The sequence below is a fragment of the Methylobacterium sp. WSM2598 genome (assembly GCF_000379105.1).
Taxonomy (GTDB): Bacteria; Pseudomonadota; Alphaproteobacteria; order Rhizobiales; family Beijerinckiaceae; genus Methylobacterium.
This window is the reverse complement of sequence record NZ_KB900609.1, coordinates 2,556,794-2,578,665: the sequence shown is the minus strand read 5'-3', so window position 1 is coordinate 2,578,665 and position 21,872 is coordinate 2,556,794. Positions and strand designations below refer to the sequence as shown.

At 74.0% G+C, this 21,872-nt stretch carries 18 protein-coding genes; 10 read left to right on the top strand and 8 right to left on the bottom strand.

Annotated features, from left to right (window positions below; genetic code table 11):
- The first annotated feature begins 3 nt into the window (after nt 1-3).
- The 3 genes from MET2598_RS0112125 (at nt 4) to MET2598_RS0112115 (ending at nt 3,873) form a co-directional block, all read left to right on the top strand.
- Complete coding sequence (locus tag MET2598_RS0112125; RefSeq protein ID WP_236728711.1) at nt 4-1,827, top strand: IucA/IucC family protein; 1,824 nt, start codon at nt 4-6, stop codon at nt 1,825-1,827.
- On the top strand, nt 1,824-3,152 hold the full coding sequence (locus MET2598_RS0112120) for a lysine N(6)-hydroxylase/L-ornithine N(5)-oxygenase family protein (RefSeq protein WP_018261004.1): 1,329 nt from the start codon (nt 1,824-1,826) through the stop codon (nt 3,150-3,152). Before MET2598_RS0112125 ends, MET2598_RS0112120 begins: the two co-directional genes overlap by 4 nt.
- A gap of 97 nt (nt 3,153-3,249) precedes the next feature.
- Complete coding sequence (locus MET2598_RS0112115) at nt 3,250-3,873, top strand: glutathione S-transferase family protein (RefSeq protein WP_018261003.1); 624 nt, start codon at nt 3,250-3,252, stop codon at nt 3,871-3,873.
- 144 nt (nt 3,874-4,017) lie between these two features.
- Here the strand turns inward: MET2598_RS0112115 and MET2598_RS0112110 are convergent, their stop codons facing one another.
- Complete coding sequence (locus MET2598_RS0112110) at nt 4,018-4,884, bottom strand: tetratricopeptide repeat protein (RefSeq protein WP_050777585.1); 867 nt, start codon at nt 4,882-4,884, stop codon at nt 4,018-4,020.
- Entirely contained in the window at nt 4,877-6,610 is a 1,734-nt protein-coding gene (gene ilvD, locus MET2598_RS0112105; protein WP_012334770.1) for a dihydroxy-acid dehydratase, read from the bottom strand. Before ilvD ends, MET2598_RS0112110 begins: the two co-directional genes overlap by 8 nt.
- 522 nt (nt 6,611-7,132) lie before the next feature.
- Between ilvD and MET2598_RS0112100 the strand changes: the two genes are divergently transcribed.
- The 5 genes from MET2598_RS0112100 (at nt 7,133) to MET2598_RS0112080 (ending at nt 11,439) form a co-directional block, all read left to right on the top strand.
- On the top strand, nt 7,133-7,879 hold the full coding sequence (locus MET2598_RS0112100; RefSeq protein WP_018261002.1) for a DUF1223 domain-containing protein: 747 nt from the start codon (nt 7,133-7,135) through the stop codon (nt 7,877-7,879).
- Nucleotides 7,880-7,938: 59 nt separating this feature from the next.
- Entirely contained in the window at nt 7,939-8,637 is a 699-nt protein-coding gene (locus MET2598_RS0112095; protein WP_012334768.1) for an NrsF family protein, read from the top strand.
- 9 nt (nt 8,638-8,646) lie between these two features.
- Nucleotides 8,647-9,216 carry a sigma-70 family RNA polymerase sigma factor gene (locus tag MET2598_RS0112090; RefSeq protein WP_012334767.1) on the top strand — a complete coding sequence of 190 codons (570 nt, stop codon included), beginning with the start codon at nt 8,647-8,649 and terminating at the stop codon, nt 9,214-9,216.
- Complete coding sequence (locus MET2598_RS0112085; RefSeq protein ID WP_018261001.1) at nt 9,209-9,886, top strand: NrsF family protein; 678 nt, start codon at nt 9,209-9,211, stop codon at nt 9,884-9,886. Before MET2598_RS0112090 ends, MET2598_RS0112085 begins: the two co-directional genes overlap by 8 nt.
- A 179-nt stretch (nt 9,887-10,065) precedes the next feature.
- Complete coding sequence (locus tag MET2598_RS0112080) at nt 10,066-11,439, top strand: glycosyltransferase (protein WP_018261000.1); 1,374 nt, start codon at nt 10,066-10,068, stop codon at nt 11,437-11,439.
- Nucleotides 11,440-11,511: 72 nt separating this feature from the next.
- Here MET2598_RS0112080 and MET2598_RS0112075 read toward each other — a convergent pair whose 3' ends face one another.
- On the bottom strand, nt 11,512-13,485 hold the full coding sequence (locus MET2598_RS0112075) for a potassium transporter Kup (protein ID WP_012334764.1): 1,974 nt from the start codon (nt 13,483-13,485) through the stop codon (nt 11,512-11,514).
- Between the two features lie 193 nt (nt 13,486-13,678).
- Complete coding sequence (gene ispG, locus MET2598_RS0112070) at nt 13,679-14,965, bottom strand: flavodoxin-dependent (E)-4-hydroxy-3-methylbut-2-enyl-diphosphate synthase (RefSeq protein WP_026190681.1); 1,287 nt, start codon at nt 14,963-14,965, stop codon at nt 13,679-13,681.
- A 261-nt stretch (nt 14,966-15,226) separates the two neighbouring features.
- Between ispG and MET2598_RS0112065 the strand changes: the two genes are divergently transcribed.
- Nucleotides 15,227-16,369, top strand: a complete 1,143-nt coding sequence (locus tag MET2598_RS0112065; protein ID WP_036270760.1) for a patatin-like phospholipase family protein — start codon at nt 15,227-15,229, stop codon at nt 16,367-16,369.
- A gap of 259 nt (nt 16,370-16,628) precedes the next feature.
- Here the strand turns inward: MET2598_RS0112065 and MET2598_RS0112060 are convergent, their stop codons facing one another.
- Together MET2598_RS0112060 and MET2598_RS0112055 are read right to left on the bottom strand one after the other, a co-directional pair.
- Nucleotides 16,629-17,288 carry a class I SAM-dependent methyltransferase gene (locus tag MET2598_RS0112060; RefSeq protein WP_018260997.1) on the bottom strand — a complete coding sequence of 220 codons (660 nt, stop codon included), beginning with the start codon at nt 17,286-17,288 and terminating at the stop codon, nt 16,629-16,631.
- Between the two features lie 35 nt (nt 17,289-17,323).
- Entirely contained in the window at nt 17,324-18,463 is a 1,140-nt protein-coding gene (locus MET2598_RS0112055; RefSeq protein WP_018260996.1) for a glycosyltransferase, read from the bottom strand.
- 227 nt (nt 18,464-18,690) lie between these two features.
- Between MET2598_RS0112055 and MET2598_RS0112050 the strand changes: the two genes are divergently transcribed.
- Nucleotides 18,691-19,860 (top strand): DNA topoisomerase IB, encoded by a 1,170-nt coding sequence (locus MET2598_RS0112050; RefSeq protein WP_012334759.1) that lies wholly within the window; start codon nt 18,691-18,693, stop codon nt 19,858-19,860.
- A 34-nt stretch (nt 19,861-19,894) separates the two neighbouring features.
- On the opposite strand, the gene MET2598_RS0112045 is transcribed toward MET2598_RS0112050, so the two are convergent.
- On the bottom strand, nt 19,895-20,587 hold the full coding sequence (locus MET2598_RS0112045; RefSeq protein ID WP_018260995.1) for a response regulator transcription factor: 693 nt from the start codon (nt 20,585-20,587) through the stop codon (nt 19,895-19,897).
- Between the two features lie 303 nt (nt 20,588-20,890).
- Nucleotides 20,891-21,793, bottom strand: a complete 903-nt coding sequence (locus tag MET2598_RS0112040; protein ID WP_012334757.1) for a GGDEF domain-containing protein — start codon at nt 21,791-21,793, stop codon at nt 20,891-20,893.
- Nucleotides 21,794-21,872: the final 79 nt, after the last annotated feature.

Sequence of the window (21,872 nt, the reverse complement as noted above, 5' to 3'; positions counted from 1 at the left end):
GGCGTGCCGCGCCCGCCGGAGGGGCAGCGCGGGCCCGGCCTCGGCCCGCTGCCGGGCGGCGCCGCGCTGTGGCTGCGCCTCAACCGCGCGGTGATCGCCAAGGCGATCAGCGAACTCGCCTTCGAGGAGGCGCTCGCGCCGGAGCCGACCGACGCGGCGGGCACGCGCTGGGCGCTGCGCCTGCCGGGCGGCGTCGCCTACCGCTTCACCGCCGCGCGCCGGATCTGGGGCAACCTCGCGATCGACCCGGAGAGCCTCCTGCGCGAGGAGGGCGGGCGGCCGGTCCCGGCCGGGGACGCGCCGGGATTCTTGGTCGACGCGCGCGAGCCGCTCGGCATCGCGCCCGACACCCTCTGCACCTACGTGCAGGAACTGTACAGCACGCTCGCGGCCGACGCTCGGATCGCCGCCGCGGGCGAGGGGGCCGACCTCCTCGCCCTGCCCGAGCGGATGGTGCAGCAAGTCCTCGACGGGCACCCGAAGGCCCCGGCGAGCAAGGGCCGGATCGGCTGGGGCTTGGCGGATTTCGAGGCCTACGCGCCGGAATTCCGGGCGGGCGTGCGGCTCGTCTGGGCCGCCGCCGACCGCGCGGCCTGCCGCCTGACGCTGGAGCCGGGCCTCGACGAGGCGGCGCTCGTCGCCGACGCCCTCGACCCCGCCGAGCGGGCGCGCCTCGCGCAGGCCTGCCGGACGCGAGGGCTCGGGCTCGACCGGTTCCTGCTCCTGCCGATCCATCCCTGGCAGTGGGACCGGGTGATCGCGTTCCAGTTCGCGGGCGAGATCGCGGCGGGGCGCCTCGTTCCCCTGGGGGTCTTCGGCAGCCCCTTCCTGCCGCAGCAATCGCTGCGCACCCTGGCCGGCAGCGACCCGGCCGCGCGCCTCGACGTGAAGCTCGCGCTGACGGTGCTCAACACCTCGGCGTGGCGCGGCGTGCCCGGCAAGTACATGGCGATCGGCCCGGCCCTCTCGGGCTGGCTCGCCGAGCGGGCGGCGCGCGACCCGGCGCTCGCCGGCACGATCGTCCTGCGCGAGCGCGCCGGCGCCTTCTACCCGCACCCCGTCCACGAGCGGGTGGCGGACGCGCCCTATCAGCACCGGGAGATGCTCGGCGCGATCTGGCGCGACGCCGTCGCGGCGCGGCTCGGCGCGGGCGAGCAGGCGCTGATGATGGGCGCGCTGACCAAGCGGGGCGCGGACGGACGGCCGCTCGTGAGCGCGCTCGTCGCCAGGTCCGGCCTCGGGGCGGAGGCGTGGCTGGAGCGCCTGTTCGCGCGCGTCGCGGTGCCGCTCTACCACTTCCTGTGCCGCTACGGCGTCGGCTTCGTCGCGCACGGCCAGAACGTGACCCTGGTGCTGCGGGACGCGGTGCCCTGCGGGGTCGCGCTCAAGGATTTCCAGGGCGATTGCGACCTCGTCGACCAGGATTTCCCGGAGGTGGGGGACCTGCCCGAGGGCGTGCGCGAGACGCTGCTGCGCCGGCCCGCCGCGCACCTCCTGCAGCACCTCCAGACGGGGCACTTCGCGAGCGTGCTGCGCTTCGTCTCGGACGCGCTCGCCCAGCACGACGGTCTCCCGGAGATCCGGTTCTACGCGGCGCTCGCCCGGGTGCTGCGCCGCTACCAGGCGGCCCATCCCGACCTCGCCGGACGCTTCGCCCTCTTCGACCTCTTCGCGCCGACGGTGCCGCGCGTGTGCATCAACCGCGTGCGCCTCGCCCTCGGCTACGGCGCGTCGAGCCAGCGTCCCGTCCCGCGGACGGGCAGCCCCCTCCTCAACCCCCTCCACCGGGCCGAGCAGGCCGCAGCCGCAGGAGCGCGCGCACAGTGACCGGATCTCCGCTGGATCTCGCCGGCATCGGCATCGGTCCCTTCAACCTCAGTCTCGCGGCCCAGGCCGACGCGGTCGGCGACCTCGACGCGCGCTTCTTCGAGCGCGAGCCGGCCTTCGACTGGCACCCCGGCATGATGCTGCCGGGGGTGAGCCTGCAGACCTCCTTCTTGAAGGACCTCGTCACGGCGACGAACCCGACGAGCCCGTGGAGCTTCATGGCCTACCTCGTGGCGCAGAAGCGCTTCTACGAGTTCCTGAACGCCGATTTCGCCGAGGTTCCGCGCCGGGAATTCGCCCGGTACCTCGCCTGGGTGGCGGCGCGGCTGCCGTCCCTGCGCTTCGGCACGGCGGTGCGCGAGGTGACCTTCGCGCAGGACAGCTTCGTGCTCGCCTGCGACGGTCCGCGGGCCGGCGGGCCCGTGCGCGCGCGCAACCTCGCGCTCGGCGTCGGCCTGCGTCCGGCGGTTCCGGACTTCGCCGCGAAGCTGCCGGAGCCGCAATGGTTCCACGCCTCGAAGGCCGCCTTCGCCCTCGATCGCACGGCCGGCCGGCGCGTCGCGGTGGTGGGCGGCGGCCAGAGCGGGGCGGAGGTCGTCCTCGACCTTCTCGGGCGGGGCCGCGACGCGCCCGCGCGGGTGGACTGGATCAGCCGGCGCCCGAACTTCCTCCCCCTCGACGCGACCCCCTTCACCAACGAAGTGTTCACCCCGCACTACGTGGAGCGCTTCCGCGACCTGCCGGAGCCGCGGCGGCGGGCCATCGTGGCCCGCCAGAAGCTCGCCGGGGACGGCATCTCGGCCGAGACCCTGCGGGCGCTCTACCGCCGGCTCTACGCCCTGCGGCACCTGGAGCCGGAGGGGCCCGCGGTCGGCCTCCTGCCGCACCGCGACGTGCGCGACGCGGACGCGACCGGGGGCGTCCCGCGGCTCGTGATGCGCAACGGCTTCGACGGGGGGATCGAGGTGCTTCGCACGGAGGTGGTCATCCTCGCGACCGGCTACCGCTACGCCCTGCCCGACTGCCTCGCCCCGATCCGGCACCGGCTCGCCCTCGACGCGGACGGGCGCCCGCAGCCCTCCGCGGATTTCGCGATCCGCTGGGACGGGCCCGACCATTGCCGGATCTTCGCGCTCAATGCCGGGCTGACGAGCCACGGGATCGCCGAGCCGCAGCTGAGCCTGATGGCGTGGCGCAGCGCGGTGATCGTCAACGCGCTCGCGGGGCGCCCCTGCTTCGACCTCGCTCAAGGCCCATCGCCCGTCGCGTGGTCCGGCCCGCCCGAGCGGGCCTGGCGCGTCGACGCGTCCTGCGCGGAGGAGTGAGGCCGGTCGCGGCCGCGACGGCGCGCCATCGGCCTCGTCGCTCGCCTTCGGGCCGGGTCACCTGATAGTCTCCCGGCTCCCCAGAGGGAGGAAGGCCGTGAAGCTCTACGGCAGCAGCGTGTCGCCCTTCGTGCGCAAGGTGCTGGTCGGGCTGTTCGAGAAGGGGCTCGATTTCGAGCACGTCCCGCTCCGCTTCCACGATCCTGACACGGAGTTCCGGGCGTCGAGCCCGCTCGGCAAGATCCCGGCCCTGTGCGACGGGGATTTCCGCATCGCCGATTCCTCCGCGATCCTGCACTACCTCGACGCGGCCTATCCGGGGCCGGCGCTGCTCCCGGCGGAGCCGCGGGCGCGTGGCCGGGCGGTCTGGTTCGACAAGTTCGCCGACACGGAGCTGATGGGGCCGCTGCTGCGCCCCTTCGTGCACCGCGTGCTGCGGCCCAAGGTGCTGAAGCTGCCGGGCGACGAGGCGGTCGCCCGCCGGGCGATCGACGAGGAGCAGCCGCGGCTGTTCGGCTACCTGGAGACGCAGATCTCCGGGCCCTTCCTCGTCGGCGACGCGTTCAGCCTCGCCGACATCGCGGTCGCCACCGGCTTCGTGAACCTGCGCCTCGCCGGTGAGGAGGTGGATGCGGAGCGCTTCCCCCGCCTCGCCGGCTGGCTCGCCGGGATCCTGGAGCGGCGCGCGTTCACGGCCGCGGTCGCGGCGCGCAACGGCTAGAGCATTTTCCGACGACGCGGATGCCGGTTCGTCGAGGACGATGCGGCACGATCACGGACCGAGAGCAGCGTCCGGTTGCACCGTGATCGGGCGCTTCTCTCGTGCGGCGCGACCGGGCGGGAGATGCGGAGCCGGGCGGCCGCCTCAGCGCGCCCGCGCGCTGCGGCGGTAGAACCCGTCCACCTGCGCCTGCGCCTCGGCCCGGTCGCGCTCGCTCGCCGAGGCGAGCGCCTGCTCCTGCAGGGTCACGATCCACTGATCCTTGGGGCCCTCGACGGCGTCGCGGGCGAGCGTCAGCCAGGCGAGCCCGCGCGCCCGCTGCACCGGCACGCCCTGGCCGTTCATCAGCATCTGGCCGAGGAGGGCTTGCGCGGCCGGGTGGCCCTTCTCGGCCGCGAGGTTGAACCAGCGCGCCGCCTGCCGCGTGTCCTGCGCCACGCCCGTTCCGTCGAGGTAGAGCCGGGCGAGATTGTACTGCGCGTTCGGGTCCCCGTAATACGAGGCCGCGTAGTTGAACATCTCGTAGGCGCGCTCGACGTTCGGCTGGACGTAGGAGCCCTTGATCCCGTCCAGGAAGTAGCGGCCGAGCGCCGTGAAGGCGCTCGCCACCACGGTGGCGTTGGCGGAATCGGGCCCGTCATCGGCGTTCTCGTCGGCGATCTTCGAGAAGAACTCGAAGGCCTTGAGATCGTCGTGGGGGACGCCGTCGCCCTCCGCGTACATGCGGCCGAGCTTCCACAGGGCGAGGGCGTGGCCCTGGCCCGCCGCGTATTCGAGGGCGCGCGCCGCGCCCTCCTTGTCGCCGGCATTGTAGTCGCGCACGCCCGAGCGCACGGCCTCGCGCACGTTGCGGTAGCCGCCCGCCGGCACGGGGGTGCGCGCGGCGGCGTCGAGCGCCGCCGCGGAATCTCCGGCCCCGACGCTGGCCCCGATCAGCGCGGCTGCGATCAGCACGGCGCCCAGGGTCCGGCGGCCGGGTCCCGATCCGGACCGAGCGCCGCCCTCACACATCCGCATAGGCGAGCGTCTCCTGGGCACCGCCCGGATGCGTCACCGCGCCGTTCACCGCCGGGCCGACGGTCTGCGCGTATTTCCAGAGATAGCCAGAGGTCGCCTCGTTGCCGCGCGGGGCCCAGGCCTTGCGCCGCTCGGCCAGTTCCTCGTCCGAGAGGTCGACCGTGAGCGTGCCCTGGATCGCGTCGAGGCGGATGATGTCGCCGTCCTTGAGCAGCCCGATCGGGCCGCCCACCGCCGCCTCCGGGCCGACATGGCCGACGCAGAAGCCGCGGGTCGCGCCGGAGAAGCGACCGTCGGTGATGAGCGCGACCTTGTCGCCCATGCCCTGGCCGTAGAGGGCGGCCGTGGTCGCCAGCATCTCGCGCATGCCGGGGCCGCCCTTCGGACCCTCGTAGCGGATGACGAGAACGTCGCCCTCCTTGTACTGGCGGTTCTGCACCGCCTCGAAGCAGGCCTCCTCGGTGTCGAAGACCCTGGCGGGACCGGCGAAGACCTGGCGGTCCGGCGCCATGCCGGCCACCTTCACGATCGCGCCCTCGGGGGCGAGGTTGCCCTTCAGGCCGACCACGCCGCCGGTCGGGGTGATCGGGGTGTTGGCCGGGCGCACCACGTCCTGCTGGTCGTTCCAGGCGACCTTGGCGAGGTTCTCGGCGATGGTGCGGCCCGTCACGGTCATGCAGTCGCCGTGCAGGAAGCCGTGGTCGAGGAGGGTCTTCATCAGCAGCGGGATGCCGCCGACCTCGAACAGGTCCTTGGCGACGTAGCGCCCGCCCGGCTTCAGGTCCGCGACGTAGGGGGTGCGCTTGAAGATCTCGGCGACGTCGAACAGGTCGAAGGAGATGCCCGCCTCGTGCGCGATCGCCGGCAGGTGCAGCGCCGCGTTGGTCGAGCCGCCGGAGGCCGCCACCACGGTGGCGGCGTTCTCCAGCGCCCGGCGGGTGACGATGTCGCGCGGGCGGATGTTCCTGGCGAGCAGGTCCATCACCATCTCGCCGGCCGCGGCGCAGAACTTGTCGCGGATCTCGTAGGGCGCCGGCGCGCCGGCCGAGTAGGGCAGCGCGAGGCCGATCGCCTCGGAGACGGTCGCCATGGTGTTGGCGGTGAACTGCGCCCCGCAGGCCCCGGCCGAGGGGCAGGCGACCTGCTCCAGCTCGTCGAGATCCTCGTCGCTCATCGCGCCGACCGAGTGCTTGCCCACCGCCTCGAACAGGTCCTGGACGGTGACGGGCCGGCCCCGGAAGGTGCCGGGCAGGATCGAGCCGCCATAGATGAAGATCGACGGCACGTTGAGGCGCACCATCGCCATCATCATGCCGGGCAGGGACTTGTCGCAGCCGGCGAGGCCCACGAGGGCGTCGTAGGCGTGGCCGCGCATGGTCAGCTCGACCGAATCCGCGATGACCTCGCGGGAGGGCAGGGAGGCGCGCATGCCCCGGTGGCCCATGGCGATGCCGTCCGTCACCGTGATGGTGCAGAATTCGCGCGGCGTGCCGGCGGCGGCGGCCACGCCCTTCTTCACCGCCTGCGCTTGGCGCATCAGGGCGATGTTGCAGGGCGCGGCCTCGTTCCAGCACGAGGCGACGCCGACCAGGGGCTGGTGGATCTGCTCGCGCGTGAGCCCCATCGCGTAGAGGTAGGAGCGGTGCGGCGCCCGCGCCGGTCCCTCGGTGACGTGGCGGCTGGGGAGCCTCGACTTGTCGATGGTGTGACGCGCGTCCATGGCCTGTCCCGTACTCACTGATTGCCGGATCGGTCGGTTTGCCCCGAGCCCTGATCCTCCCGCCATGCGTCCTTTTGGAGGCCGCATGACGGCGCTGAACGACACCCCTGACGGTAACTCCGCCAGCGTCGCCTGCGATCCCCCGGGGCACCCGGTTCGCCGCAGTAAATCGTTGTGGGGACAGCCGTTTAACGTGGCCGTTGAGGTGCCGTCGGTTTATGGCGGGATCGGGGCGGCAGGGGGGGCGGTTGAGGGCAATCCTGGGATGCTTTCGCGGTGTTGCGACCCCGCCACAGCGAAGCTTGCGGAGCCGGCGCAGCGGACTGGTCGAGGGGGTGGGACATGCTCAACGGGGACGCTGAAGACCTGCCCGTCGCCGGGCTGCCCATCGTCCCGCGAGATCCGCGGACGGATCCTTCTCGCCGTCGCCCCGGCGGCGCACCCCGGTCCCGGGCGCGGGACCGTAACCGGGACGGGCGCGCGGGCGAATCCGGCGCGTCACCCAAGCGCAGGCCCGCCCCGATGCGTCGATTCCTCGCCCTCCTGGCTCTCCTCGCCGTCGTGCCCGCCCGCGCCGCCGAGCGGCCGGTCGTGCTCGAACTCTTCACCTCGCAGGGCTGCTCCTCCTGCCCGCCGGCCGACGCCTTCGTGACCGACCTCGCCCGCGAGCGTCCCGACCTGCTCCCGCTCACTTTCCACGTCACCTCCTGGAACGGCCTCGGCTGGCACGATCCGCTCTCGCTGCCGGAGGCGACCGCGCGGCAGGCCGGCGACGCGGCGCGGTTCGACGGCGTCTCCTTCACCCCGCAACTCGTGATCGACGGGCGGGAGAGCGTCGTCGGATCGGACAGGGAGGCCGCCGGGCGCGCGATCGCCCGGGCGCGAGCCGCGCGGGAAAAGGCCGCCCCGGCAGGGGCCGCCCCGGCAGAGGCAGATCCAGAAGGGGCCGACCGGCAGGCCGGCCCGGCCCTGACCCTGAGGCGCGGCCCGGACGGGATCGCCGTCGCGGTCGGGGCGGGGCCGGGCGAGGGCCGGCTCATCCTCGTCGGCTTCGATCGCGCGCACAGGACCCCGGTCCGGCGCGGCGAGAATGCCGGCCGCACCCTGACCGAGTCGAACGTCGCCCGGGCGATCCGGGATCTCGGGTCCTGGCGCGGCGCCCCGCTGCGCTTGGTCCATCCGGCGCCCGCGGGCGAGGACGCGGCCATCCTCCTGCAGGCGCCGGACGGGCGGATCCTCGCCGCCGCGCGGCTCGCGCCCATCTCATGACGCGGCGGGGCGCCCCGCTCGCGCGGGCCGTCCCGCCCGCCAAAAGGGAGAGTTCGGCGATGGCACAGGACCGGCGCCACCGCGCCACGATCGAGGGCTTGGCGCGGCGCCTCGAGCCGATGCGCCGCCTCGCCCCGCCCGGGCGGCGCATCGCGGCCTGGGGCGCGGTCGTGCTCGCGATGGCGGCGGGCCTCGCGGCGGTCTCCGACCTCGGCGACCTCGCCGCGCGGGTCGCCGCCATGCCGGAGATCGGCGTGATGCTCGCCTGCTCGGCCGCGACCGCCGCGGGGGCGGCCGCGGCGGCGGTGCTGACCGGGTTGCCGGACCGCGGCCGGGGCTGGACCGCGCTGGCGCTGGCGCCGGCCGCGATCTGGCTCGGGGCGGGGCTCGCCGCGTCCCTGAGCGGCCGCGAGATGGAGCACCACCCGGCGACCCCGGCCGAGACGGCCGCGAGCCTCCTGTTCATCGTCGGCGTCGCGGTCCCGGTCGCGCTGCTCCTCGGCGAGGTCGTGCGGCGCGGCCACCCCTTGCGCCCGCGCCTCACGGGCGCCCTGATCGGCCTCGCGGCGGCGGCCACCGCCGCGACCCTGGTCGCCCTGTTCCATCCCTACCGGCCGTCCGGGCGCGACGTCGCCGCGCAGGTGGCCGCCATCGCCGCCATGGTCGGGGCGGGGTCGGGCCTCGGGCGGGCGCTGCTCGTCGATCCTCGCCCCGGCGAGCCGATGCCGCCCGCCCCTGGCCGGTCCGGGATCGGGTGAGGCGCGGCCATGGACCTCGAGACCAGGCTCTCGGCCGCGATGGCGGCGGCGCAGGGGGGCGACGCCGCCGCCTACCGGGTGCTCCTGCGCGACTGCGTGCCGGTCATCGCCGCGGCCGCGCGGGGCCAGGGCGTGCGCGGGGACGCGGTGGACGACGTGGTCCAGGACGCGCTCCTCACGGTGCACCGGGCCCGCGCCACCTACGATCCGGCCCGGCCCTTCCTGCCCTGGCTGCGCGCCATCGCCCAGCGCCGCGCCATCGACCTCGTGCGTCGGACGGGCCGCCGCCCGCAGGAGGTGCACGACCCGCTCGCCTACGAGGCCGAGAGCGACGGGGGACCGCTCCCCGGCGAGGCCATCGAGCGCCGCCAGCGCGAGGCGCGCCTCGCCCGCGCGGTCGCGGCGCTGCCGGAGGGCCAGCGACAGGCCGTCGAGCAGCTCTCCCTGCGCGAACGCTCCCTCGCCGAGGCCGCGGCCGCGACCGGCCGCAGCAAGGGGGCGCTCAAGGTGAACCTCCACCGGGCGCTGAAATCCTTGCGCGCCGCGCTCGCGCCCGACAGGGAGGACGGCCATGTCTGACGCCCCTGCCCACGAGATCCTGGTCGAGGCGCTCGCCCGCGACCTCAGGCCCGTCCGCCCGCTGCCCAGCCCGCTCCGCCGGGGTCTCGCCTGGTGCGCCGCCGCGCTCGGCCTCGCCCTGCTGACGCTGCCCTTCGTCGACGTGCAGGCCCTGCGGCTGCGCATGGGCGTGCCGGACCTCGCCCTCGCCGCCCTCGGCGCCGTGCTCACCGCCGCGGCCGCGGCGTTCGCCGCCTTCTGCACCAGCGTGCCCGGCCGCTCGCCGCGCTGGGCGCTGCTGCCCCTGCCGCCCGCCGCGCTCTGGCTCGCGGCGAGCGGCCTCGGCTGCCTGCGGGCCTGGATCGCCCCCGGGACGGACCTGCCGGATGCCGGGGAGATGCGCGGCTGCGCGGTCTTCCTAGTCGCGGTCTCGCTGCCGCTCTCCCTCCTCCTCGCGGCGATGCTGCGCCGGGCCTGCCCGCTGCGGCCGGTCCTCACTGCTGCCCTGGCGGGGCTCGCGGCGGCGGCGGCGGCGGCCGCGATCCTGGTCCTGTTCCACCCGCACGACGCGACCGGGACGGACCTCGCCGTGCACGCCGCCACGGTCGCGGTGGTGATCGGCGCGAACGCACTGGCGGGCGGGCGCCTGCTCGGCGGCGGGCGGGCGCCGCCGCCGCACGGCGGGGGCTAGAGCAGCACCCGATCACGTTGCAATCGGGTACTGCTCTAGGTCTTTGATCTTGCCGCATTTTCTGCGACGAACCGGCATCCACTTCGTCGGAAAATGCCCTAGGCGGAACGGAGACCTGCGCACCCGGCGCGGGCCCCGCGATGGGGTGCCCCAGCGATCCGGGAGATCGGGAGACGGCGATGAAACTCATCCTGGCGGCGACGCCCCTGACCGGACACGTCAACCCCCTGCTCGCGGTGGCGCGGATCGCGGCCGCCCGCGGGGACGAGGTGGTGGTGCTCACCTCCGCGGCGATGCGGGGGAGGGTGGAGGCGGCGGGTTTCCGCTGCGTGTCCTACGCGGACGACCACGCGCCCGAGTACCGCGAGACCTCGCTGCCGCCCGGGCCGGAGCGCGGCCGGCGGGAATTCGAGCGGCGCTTCATCGACAGCATGCCGGGCCAGGCCGAGGCCCTGCGCGCGCTGATCGCGGCCGAGCGGCCGGACGCGGTGGTGGCCGGGAGCCTGTTCCTCGGCGTGCTGCCGCTCCTCCTCGACCGCCGGGAGCGGCCGCCGGTGGTGACCTGCAACATCAGCTTCCTGTTCCTCGACCGACCGGACGGCGCGCCGCTCGGCCCCGGCCTGCCCCCGGCGCGGGACGAGGCCGAGCGGGCGCGCTACGCGGCGATCCGGGCGCAGGTCGACCGCGCCTTCACGGGCCCGGTCCGCGCCGCGGCGGACGCGGCGCTCGCCCGGATGGGACTGCCGGGGCTGCCGGCCTCGCTGACCCACTCGATCCTCACCCTGCCGGACGCGGTCATCCAGCTGACGATCCCGGATTTCGAGTACGATTTCGCGCCGCTGCCGCCCTCGATCCGCTTCGTCGGCGCGCTGCCCCCGCCGCCGGTCTCCGGGCCTCGTCCGGCCTGGTGGTCCGACCTCGACGGCGCCTCGCGCGTCGTCCTGGTGACGCAGGGCACCCTCGCCAACGAGGATTTCGGCGAGCTGGTCGAGCCGACGCTGCGCGCCCTCGCCGACCGGGACGACGTGCTCGTGGTGGCGACGACCGGCGGGCGGCCCCTGGACGCGATCCGGGTCCCGCTGCCGGCCAATGCGCGGGCGGCGACCTTCCTGCCCTTCGCCGAGCTGATGCCGCGGGTCGATGCCCTCGTCACCAATGGCGGCTACGGCACGGTGCTGGCGGCCCTGCAGGCGGGGGTGCCGATCGTCTCGGCCGGGCTCACCGAGGACAAGGCCGAGGTCGGGGCGCGCGTCGGCTGGTCGGGGGCCGGGATCTTCCTGCGCGAGGAGGGCCCAAGTCCCGCTTCGGGCCCAAGTCCCGCTTCGAGCCCAAGTCCCGCTTCGAGCCCAAGTCCCGCTTCGGGCCCAAGTCCCGCTTCGAGCCAAAGTCCCGCTTCGGGCCAGGAGCCCGCTGCCCTGCGCCGGGCCGTCGACGCGGTGCTCGACGCGCCCGCCTACCGGGCGCGGGCGCGCGCCCTGGCGGCCTGCTTCGCCCGGTACGACACCGGGCGCGAGATCCTGGCGGTGCTCGACGGCGTCGCGGCGGGTGGGTGAGCCCGCCCCGGGCCTGCGCCGACCGGTGCCCGCAACGCCCCCGAGGACGGGCGGGGGGCGGCGCGCCTCGCCCTACACCGTGACCTGCGTGCCGACTTCGACCACGCGCCCGGTCGGGATCTGGAAGAAGTCGGTCGCGTCGTTGGCGTTGCGGGCGAGGGCGATGAAGATGCGGTCCTGCCAGAGCGGCATGCCGGATTGCGCGGCCGGCCGGATCGAGCGGCGGGACAGGAAGAACGACGTCGCCATGATGTCGAACTTGAAGCCCTGCTTGCGCAGCAGCGCCAGCCCTTTCGGGATGTTCGGCGATTCCATGTAGCCGAACTTCATCACCACCCGCCAGAAATGCGGGCCCATCGGCTCGATGCGGATCCGGTCGGCATCGGCGAGGCGCGGCAGGTCGATCGTCTTCACGGTGAGCACGACGTTCTTCTCGTGCAGCACCTTGTTGTGCTTGAGGTTGTGCAGCAAAGCCGCCGGGGCGGTCTCGGGGTCGCTGGTCAGGAACACCGCCGTGCCCTTGACGTGGTGGGGCGGGCTCTTCTCCAGCATGCTGACCAGCTCGACCAATGGCACATCGGTCTTGCGGGTCTTGTTGAACAGGATCGTGACCCCGCGCACCCAGGTCCACATCAGCAGCAGCAGCACGCCGGCCAGCATCAGGGGCACGTAGCCGCCCTCGAAGACCTTGAGCAGGTTCGAGACCAGGAACATGATCTCGATGGCGATGAACGGCACCATGACGGCGCCGGCCGCCAGCGGCGACCAGTTCCAGAAGCGCCACAGGACCAGGAAGGCGAGGCTCGCCGTGATCAGCATCGTGCCGGTCACCGCGATGCCGTAGGCCGAGGCCAGGGCGCTCGACGAGCGGAACAGGAAGACCAGCACCACGACGCCGACCATCAGCAGCAGGTTGATCTGCGGCAGGAAGATCTGGCCGGAATGCGCCTCGGAGGTGTGGCGGATCTCCAGCCGCGGCAGCAGGCCGAGCTGCACCGCCTGGCGCGACAGCGAGAAGGCGCCGGTGATGACCGCCTGGCTGGCGATCACCGTGGCGGCGGTGGCGAGGATCACCATCGGCAGCAGCGCCCATTCCGGCACGAGCTGGAAGAAGGGGTCCGACGCGTCCGGGTAGGTCAGGACCAGGGCCGCCTGGCCCAGATAGTTGATGGCCAGGGACGGCCCCACCACCGCGCTCCAGGCGGCCTGGATCGGCCGGCGGCCGAAATGGCCGAGATCGGCGAAGAGCGCCTCGGCCCCCGTCACCGCCAGGAAGACTGCGCCGAGCACCACCAGGGCGCCGGCGCCGTGGCTGACCAGGTAGGTCGCCGCGTGCAGCGGGTTGAGGGCGAGCAGCACGTCCGGCCGGCGCAGGATGTGCGGCACCGCCGCCACCGCCATGGCGAGGAACCAGACCAGCGTGATCGGCCCGAAGAAGCTCGCCATCCGCCCGGTGCCGCGGCTCTGCACCAGGAAGAGCGGCACGATGATGGCGATCGTGATCGGCAGCACGTAGTGGTCGAAGGCCGGCGTGACGAGCTTCAGGCCCTCCACCGCCGAGAGCACCGAGATCGCCGGGGTGATGATGGCGTCGCCGTAGAACAGGGCGGCCCCGAGCAGCCCCAGCAGGAAGACGGTCCGCGAGCCGCCCAGCGCCTTGCGGGCGAGCGCCATCAGCGAAAGGATCCCGCCCTCGCCCTTGTTGTCCATGTGCAGAAGCAGCAGGACGTACTTGATGGTGACGATCAGGATCAGCGCCCAGAGCAGCAGCGAGACGGTGCCCAGCACCTCCTCCTGGCTCAGCACCCCGTCGGCGCGGCCGGGGGCCAGGGCCTCCCGGAAGGCGTAGAGCGGGCTCGTGCCGATGTCGCCGTAGACGACGCCGATCGAGCCGATGAACAGCGTCCAGAACTTCGCGTGGGTCGCGACGTGGCCCTCGGGCTCATCGACGCTGCCGGCGGGGGTGGGCGGACCGCCGCTCGGCGGGGTCAGGGATTCGGGCGGGGCGCCGGGGCGCCCACCCGCGGGTGCGGCTGACTGCGTCATAGCTGATCGAGGGTCCGCCCGCGAGCGGCAGGGGCCGCCGGGCATGGGTCAGGGCCATTCGGCGGCACGAGGCCTTTGGGGGCCGGGCGCGTGGCGAACCCGGCCTCGAAATCGCCCGGATCATAGCACGCGGCTGTGCACATGCCTAGCTTTCCGCCCCGTCCGCGCGTTGCGCCGCCGGGGCGGCGCAAGGTTACTCCGCCGCGCTCCGCCGGCCCTGGCCGAATCGGCGCTCAATGTAATCGATGACGATGGTTTCGAAATCCTTGGCAAGGGTGGCCCCGCGCAAGGTCATCGCCTTCTTGCCGTCGATGAAGACGGGGGCGGAGGGGCTCTCGCCGGTTCCCGGCAACGAGATGCCGATGTCGGCGTGCTTCGATTCGCCCGGGCCGTTCACGATGCAGCCCATCACCGCCACGTTCAGGGTCTCGACGCCCGGATAGGTCTTGCGCCATTCCGGCATCGAGGTCGCGATCCAGTTCTGGATGTCGCGGGCGAGTTCCTGGAACACCGTCGAGGTGGTGCGCCCGCAGCCCGGGCAGGCGGCGACGAGGGGCACGAAGGTGCGGAAGCCCATCGTCTGGAGCAGTTCCTGGGCGGCCTTCACCTCCACGGTGCGGTCGCCGCCGGGCTCCGGGGTGAGCGAGTAGCGGATCGTGTCGCCGATGCCCTCCTGCAGGAGCACGCCCATGGCGGCCGAGGCCGCGACGATGCCCTTGGTGCCCATGCCGGCCTCGGTCAGGCCGAGGTGGATCGCGTAGTCCGAGCGGCGGGCGACCTCGCGGTAGACCGCGATCAGGTCCTGCACCGCCGAGACCTTGGCGGAGAGCACGATGCGGTCCTTCGGCAGGCCGATCTCGACCGCCCGGTCGGCGGAGAGGAGGGCGGACTGCACCATGGCCTCGCGCATCACCGCGCGGGCATCGACCGGTCGCTCGCTGCGGGCGTTCTCGTCCATCAGGCGGGTGAGGAGCGCCTCGTCGAGGGAGCCCCAGTTCGCGCCGATGCGCACGGCCTTGCCGTACCGGGCCGCCATCTCGACGATGGTCGAGAACTGGAGGTCCTTCTTCTCCTTGAAGCCGACGTTGCCCGGATTGATCCGGTACTTGGCGAGCGCCTCGGCGCAGGCCGGGTGGTCGGAGAGGAGCTTGTGGCCGATGTAGTGGAAGTCGCCGACGAGGGGCACGTGGACGCCGATGCGGTCCAGGCGCTCGCGGATCTTCGGCACCGCGGCGGCGGCCTCGTCGCGGTCGACGGTGATGCGCACGATCTCGGAGCCGGCGCGGGCGAGCGCGGCGACCTGCGCCACGGTGGCGTCGACGTCCGCCGTGTCGGTGTTCGTCATCGACTGGACGACGATGGGCGCGCCGCCGCCGATCGTGACGGCGCCCTCGCCCTCGCCGATCCGCACGCCGACGGTGCCGTGCCGGGGCGCCGGGCCTGCGATCTCGGGCGCGGCGGAAGCTTCCATGGGTTGCATCGGATCCCTCGTGCCGGGCGGTTCCCGCTCCGGCGTCAAGCGGTTTAGCTGATCCTGCGCGCGGCCGGCGTCAAGTCTGTGACGGCGCGCACGCCTCATCCTCCCGGCCGCGCGAGGCCCGCCCGGGCAGATGGCCCCGAGAGGCCCGCCCGCTTCATGACCTATCGCCCCTCTCCTGTCGAGGCGCCGACCGGGCGGGAGGCTTGCGCCGCCTGTGCATCGCACCATCTTGTATTGCATCGCAACAATCGGTGGCAGGCCATGACCGACACGCTCGACAGAACCCGCCTCTCCGTCGCCGTCGCCTCCGCCGGCCCCGTCGGGGCCGATCCGGTCGGCGTCGAGGCCGCCCGCGATCCCGGGAGCCGCCCGGACGCGTCGCCCGGCCGGCGCCTCGCGGGGCCGCGGGCCGAGAAGGGCATCGCCCTCGCCCTGCAGGGCGGCGGCGCCCACGGCGCCTTCACGTGGGGCGTGCTCGACGCCCTGATCGAGGACGGCCGCCTCGCCTTCGAGGCGATCACCGGGGCGAGCGCCGGGGCGATGAACGCCGTGGTGATGACGCATGGCTGGCTGAAGGACGGGCCCGAGGGCGCGCGGGCGCAGCTCGAAGCCTTCTGGCGGGAGGTGAGCCTCGACGGCGACCTGCCGCGCAGCCAGCAGCGCGCCTTCGACGGCATGCTGCGCCTGTGGCGGCGCACCCCGCTCGCCGAGGTCTGGGCGAGCCTCGCCAGCCCCTACGCGGCCAATCCGCTCAACATCAACCCGCTCAAGCGGGCGCTGACCGACACGGTGGATTTCGAGGCGCTGCGCCGCGAGAACGCGCCGCCGCTCTTCATCTCGGCCACCAATGTCTGGACGGGCAAGATCGCGGTCTTCGAGGGCCGCGACCTGACGGCCGACCACGTCATGGCCTCGGCCTGCCTGCCGACCGTGTTCCAGGCGGTGGAGATCGACGGCGTGCCCTACTGGGACGGGGGCTATCTCGGCAACCCGCCCCTCTACCCCCTCTATCACGGGGCCGAGACCCGCGACATCCTGCTGATCCAGATCAACCCGGTCGAGCGGCGCGAGACGCCGCGCACGCCCCAGGAGATACGCGACCGCCTGAACGAGATCACCTTCAACGGCAATCTCCTGCGGGAATTGCGGGCGATCGACTTCGTGCAGGGATTGGTCGACGAGGGGGCGCTGGCGACCGAGGGCTACCGGCCGCTGCGGCTGCACCGGATCGACGGCAGCGGCGAACTCGACGACTACACCGCGGCGACGAAGCTCAAGGCGCAGTGGCCGTTCCTCTTGCGCCTGCGCGACGCCGGGCGCGCGGCCGCGCGGGCGTGGCTCGACCAGCATTTCGACGCGGTCGGGCGCGAGAGCAGCCTCGACCTGCGCGCCATGTACGGGTGATCCGCTTGATCGCAGCGGATCCCGGATCACGAGCCCGCGCGGCGCCCGAGCGCGGCGCCTGAGCGAAGCCGACATCCGCATGGCGACGCAATCCGTCGGATGTCGAATGACTCGCCTCGTTCCGGCGGCCCCGGATGTCGACGCACCGGGCCGTCGGCCCTCTCGCATGCGCGACACGAGCCATCGGCTCGGCGAGACACGTTCACCTTGGCGGCGATTCGAGACCGGAGCCGACGGCCGACGGACACGGCCGTCGGCGTCAGGCGCCGTCCGGCGCGAAGCGCCACACCCCGGTGCGCTTGATCTCGGCATCCTCCAGGGCGCGGCTCACCGGCACCGCGTAGGTGGCGAGCCTGTCGAGCCGCGCCGTCGGCAGGTAGGCCCGGCCCGGATCCCCCAGGAGGACGCGGGCCCCCCTCGCCTGCAGGGCGGCGAGCCAGTCGCCGACCCGGGCCGCGAGGTCGCGCTCGTAGAAGATGTCGGCGGCGAGCACGCAGTCCCAGCCCTCGTCGCGGCCGATGAGGTCGCCGGCGACGGCCCGGACCCGGTCGGCGACGCCGTTCTCGGCGGCGTTGAGGCCGATCGCCGCCAGCGCGAAGGGATCGAGGTCGCTCGCCTCGACGGCGGCGGCGCCCGCGCGCGCGGCCGCGATGGCGACGAGGCCGGAGCCGGAGGCGAAGTCGAGCACCCGGGCGCCCCGCACCGTCTCGGGGTGATCGAGGACGTAGCGGGCGAGCCCCTGGCCGCCCGCCCAGGCGAAGGCCCAGAAGGGCGGGGGCAGGCCGATCTCGCCCAGCTCCTCCTCGGTGCGGCTCCACAGCTCCGTGGCCTCGTCGGCGACGTGGAGGCGGATCTCCGGCGCGTGCGGGACCGGCCGCAGGGCGGTGTTGGCCCGGATGAAGCGCAGCGGCTCGCGCATGGCGGACGCCTCCGGATCCGGGACGGGGCGCGGCGTCACGCGAGCATCGCGGCGTGGAGGCGGGCGACCGCCGAGGCCACCGCCTCCTCGGTGAAGCCGCCCTCGAGGATGCGCCGGCGCGCGGCCTCGCCCATGGCGGCGACCCGCGCCGGGTCGGCGGCGAGGCGCGCCAGGGCGGCCGCGAGGGCGGCGGGGTCGTCCGGCGGGACGAGCCGGCCCTCGATCCCGTCGCGCACGAGGGTGCGGCAGCCCGGCACGTCCGTGGTGACGATGGCCCGGCCGCAGGAGGCGGCTTCGAGCAGGGTACGGGGCAGGCCTTCGCCGCCGCGGGAGGGCAGGCAGCCGACCTGCGCGGCCGCGTAGGCGCCGGCCGCGTCCGCGGTCGGCCCGTGCCACGCCACGCCGTCGCCGGCCCAGCCCCGCAGGGTCGCCTCCGGGATCGCCCGGCGGTTCGAGGGGTCGGGCGCCCCGTAGAGGGCGAGTTCGACCGGCGCGCCGCCGGCGCGGGCGAGGCGCACGGCCTCCACGGCGGTGTCGACGCCCTTCGACCACAGCATGCGGGCGACGAGGGCGACCCGCAGGGGCGGCAGGGGCGGCAGCGGCGTCGGCGCGAAGGCCCGCGGATCGACCCCGGCGCCGCCCACCAGGGTGACGCGGCTCCCGGCCGGGTCGAGGCCGAGGAGCGCCGCGTCGTCGGGATTCTCCACGAGGTAGCGGGTCGCCCGGGTCTCCAGCGGCCCGCGGATCAGGTGGCGCAGCGCCCCCCGGGCGAGGCGCGCGGCGCGGTCCTGCCGGGCGCCCAGGAGGCCGAGCCCGGTGAGCGCGTAGACGCGCCGGGGGATGCCGGCGAGGGCGGCGGCGGCGCCGCCCACCAGGATGCCGCGCAGCGCGACGCAGTGCACGAGGTCGGCCCGCAGGGCCTTCAGCAGCGCGGCGAGCTGGCCTGCGGCGTAGCCCGCGCTCATCGGGTTCAGGCTCGACCGCTCGGCCTCCAGGGCCACCACCTGGGCGCCCGCGGCCTCGATCGCGCCGCGATGGTCGCGCACCCGCGTCACCACCGCGACCCGGTGCCCGGCCGCGACGGCGGCCCGGGCCATGGGCAGGAAGTGCGAGGCGAAGAACCAATCCTCCGTGACGACGAACGCGATGGTCTTCTGGCCTTCGGCTGCGGTCACGCGGCTCTCCTGCTCTCGCCCGCCTCCCTAACCCGGAGGACCGCCGGGGGAAACCGCCGGCGGGCCGGAAGGTCGGACGGGACGCCTCGCCCGCGCGCCGGCGCGCGGCGGGTCGCCGCGAGGCTGCGGCGGCATCCTGCCCGCCCCGACCATCCCGCCGCAGGAACCCGCCGCGGCACGCCACGGTTGAGCATCCACCCGTTGCGTCCTGCCGAGCGAGGCCCCGCATGCCGTCGGATCCCGAGACCGCGCCGTCCGCGCCGGAGGGTCGCGCCGACCCGCGCGAGGCCGCCCGCGAGATCGGGCTGCGCTACGTCAGCGACGAGGAGCCCGGCTATCGCCGCAAGCGCAACGGGCGCGGCTTCCGCTACATCGACCCGGACGGCCGGCCGGTCCGCGACGAGGCGGTGCTCAAGCGCATCAGGGCCCTGGCGATCCCGCCGGCCTACACGGATGTCTGGATCTGCCGGCATCCCAACGGGCACATCCAGGCGACGGGGCGGGACGATCGCGGCCGCAAGCAGTACCGCTACCATCCGCAGTTCCGGGAGGCGCGGGACTCGACCAAGTTCGCCCACATGATGGACTTCGCGCGGGCGCTGCCGGCCCTGCGGGCGCGGGTGCAGGAGGATATGGGCCGGCGGGGCCTGCCGCGGGAGAAGGTGCTCGCCACGGTGGTCCACCTGCTGGAGACCACGCTGATCCGGGTCGGGAACGACGATTACGCCCGCGCCAACCGCTCCTTCGGGCTCACGACCCTGCGCGACCCGCACGTGAACGTCGAGGGCGCGGAGCTGAAATTCCGCTTCAAGGGCAAGAGCGGCAAGGTCTGGCAGCTGGCCCTGCGCGACCGGCGCGTGGCCAAGATCGTGAAGGCTTGCCAGGACCTGCCGGGCCAGGAGCTGTTCCAGTACCTCGACGAGGACGGGGTGCAGCGCGACGTGACCTCGGCCGACGTCAACGCCTACCTGCGGGAGATCACCGGCCGGGACATCACTGCCAAGGATTTCCGCACCTGGTCGGGCACGGTGCTGGCGGCCTTGGCGCTGCGGGAATTCGAGACCTTCGACAGCCAGGCGGCGGCCAAGCGCAACGTGCGCAGCGCCATCGAGCGTGTGGCCGAGCGGCTCGGCAACACGCCGACGATCTGCCGCAAGTGCTACATCCACCCGGAGATCCTCGGCTCCTACCTCGAAGGGAGCTTCCTGCTGCGGGCGCGCGACGAGATCGAGGCGGAGCTGCGGGAGGACATCCACCGGCTGCGGCCGGAGGAGACCGCCGTGCTGGCTCTGCTCCAGGGGCGGCTGGCGGCGGACGCGCCCGCCGAGGGGCCCGCGGCGCAGAGGAGTCGCAAGGGAGCGGGCAGGACCCGCGCGGCTGCCCGCCGGGCGGCCTGACGGGCCGCTCCGGCCATTCCGCGGCGGCCCCGCCTCAATGGGGGGCCGCCGCGTGGGACGAGCTGCCGTGGCGCGCGCTGCGGCCCGCCACGGCCGGCCGATGGCTCGACGGCTCGGTGTCGATCACCGGCGCGAGGCCCATCTGCCGGGCGAGCTGGACGAGGTCCTTGAGCCGCCCGGTCTTGGTCTTGCGGCGCAGGTTGAGGCGATGCGTCTCGACGGTGCGCACGCTCACGGTGAGGCGGCGCGCCACCTCCTTGTTGCTGAACCCGGCGCTGAGGAAGCGCAGCACCTCGGCCTCCCGGGGGGTGAGGCCGAGGCTCGCGGCCACCTCCTCGGTCCCGACCGCCTCCGGGACCGCGCCGCCGAGCGGCATGCCGCGGGCGAGGGCCAGGATCGCGGCGCAGATCTCCCGCGGCGAGGCCGAGCGCGCCACGAAGGCGTCGGCGCCCGACGCGGCGAGCTGGGTCAGGGTCGCCGCGTCGGCGGCCAGGAAGGCGACCAGCACCTTCAGGCGCGGGTGGCGCTCCCGCAGCGCCGCGACGGCGCTCGCGCTCCGCGCGGAGAAGACGAGGGCGACGCCGTCGAGCAGCAGGCCCCCGGAGCCCGCGCGCAGGCCGGATTCATCCAGCGTCCGAAGCTCGGGATGATGTTCCAGCGTTGCGCGGAAGGCCGCCCCGAGATCCGGCGGCTCGTCGATAATCAGCACATTCACGGCGTCACTCATGCCGTTCTGCCTCCGTCTCGGCGCGGCACACGCGCCTGGTTGACGGAGTGTGATGATCAAGCGGCGTTCCAACCGCGGCGCGGCGGACCGCGCCGCAAGGAGACTCAAGGGAAATTGTCGGTTGCTATGGTTTACGCGCGACCCGCGAGGCCGGTTCTGTCCGGCGAAGTCGGGCTCGCATGCGGGAACGTTCCGGGATGGGCGCCCGGCACCTGTGCCAGTTCGGAACGGACGGGCGATGACCGCGCCCTCGATAGGCGCTCACCGGGGGGCGGCGCTATCGTGGGCGTTTACCGAGGGGCCTCAGCCCGCGCGGGCGAGGACGAGGTCCGTGAAGGCGGAGACCACGCGGTTGCGCCCGGTCGCCTTCGCCTCGTAGAGGGCGATGTCGGCCCGCTTGTGCAGGCCCTCGATCGTCTCGCCCTCCGACCACGCGCTCACCCCGAAGCTGCAGCTGAGCTGGACCGGGCCGTGCCGGCCCTTGAAGCGCAGCTGCGTGCAGCGCAGCCGCAGGCGGTTGGCGATGGCCTCGGCCTCCTCCAGGCTCCGGCCCGGGAGGGCGACGCCGAATTCCTCGCCGCCGAGGCGCCCGACCAGCGAATCCGGCACCTCCGAGAGGGCGGTCGCCACGCCCTGGATGGCGACGTCGCCGAGGGCGTGGCCGTGCTCGTCGTTGATGCGCTTGAAATTGTCGATGTCCGCGACGACGAGGGCGAGCTTGCCATGGTTGCCCGCGCGCCCGGCGATCTCGGCCACCCGCTGCACGAAGGCGCGGCGGTTCAGGAGTTCCGTGAGCGAGTCGGTCTCGGCGAGGCGGATCAGCTCGCGCTGCATCCGGGTCACGCGCTCGGCGGCCCGCAGCCGGGCGTAGAGCTCCTCGCCGCCCGGGGGCTTGTCGATGAAGTCGTCGGCGCCGCTGTCGAGCACCTCGGCGAGGTTGCGGGCGTTGCGGGCCGAGGACATCGCGATGATGTAGAGGGGGCGGTGCGCCTCCGCCAGCAGGCGGGCCGACCAGCACAGTTCGAGCCCGGTCAGCGGCCGCACCTCCAGGCTGGTGATCAGCGCCGTGACGGCTTCGTTGGCGGTCACGTAGTCGAGCGCCTCGCGCGAATCCGTGAAGGTGTTCACGGTGTGGCCGCGCGGGTCGAGCAGCCCGCCGATCACCTTCAGCACGACCCGGCTCGGATCGACGACGACGATGTGCATGACGTCCCCTGCGCGATGGCCCGTCCGGGGCGCGGGCGGGTAGTTCTCAGTCCGCCGCACCATCGCGCAGGTTGATTAA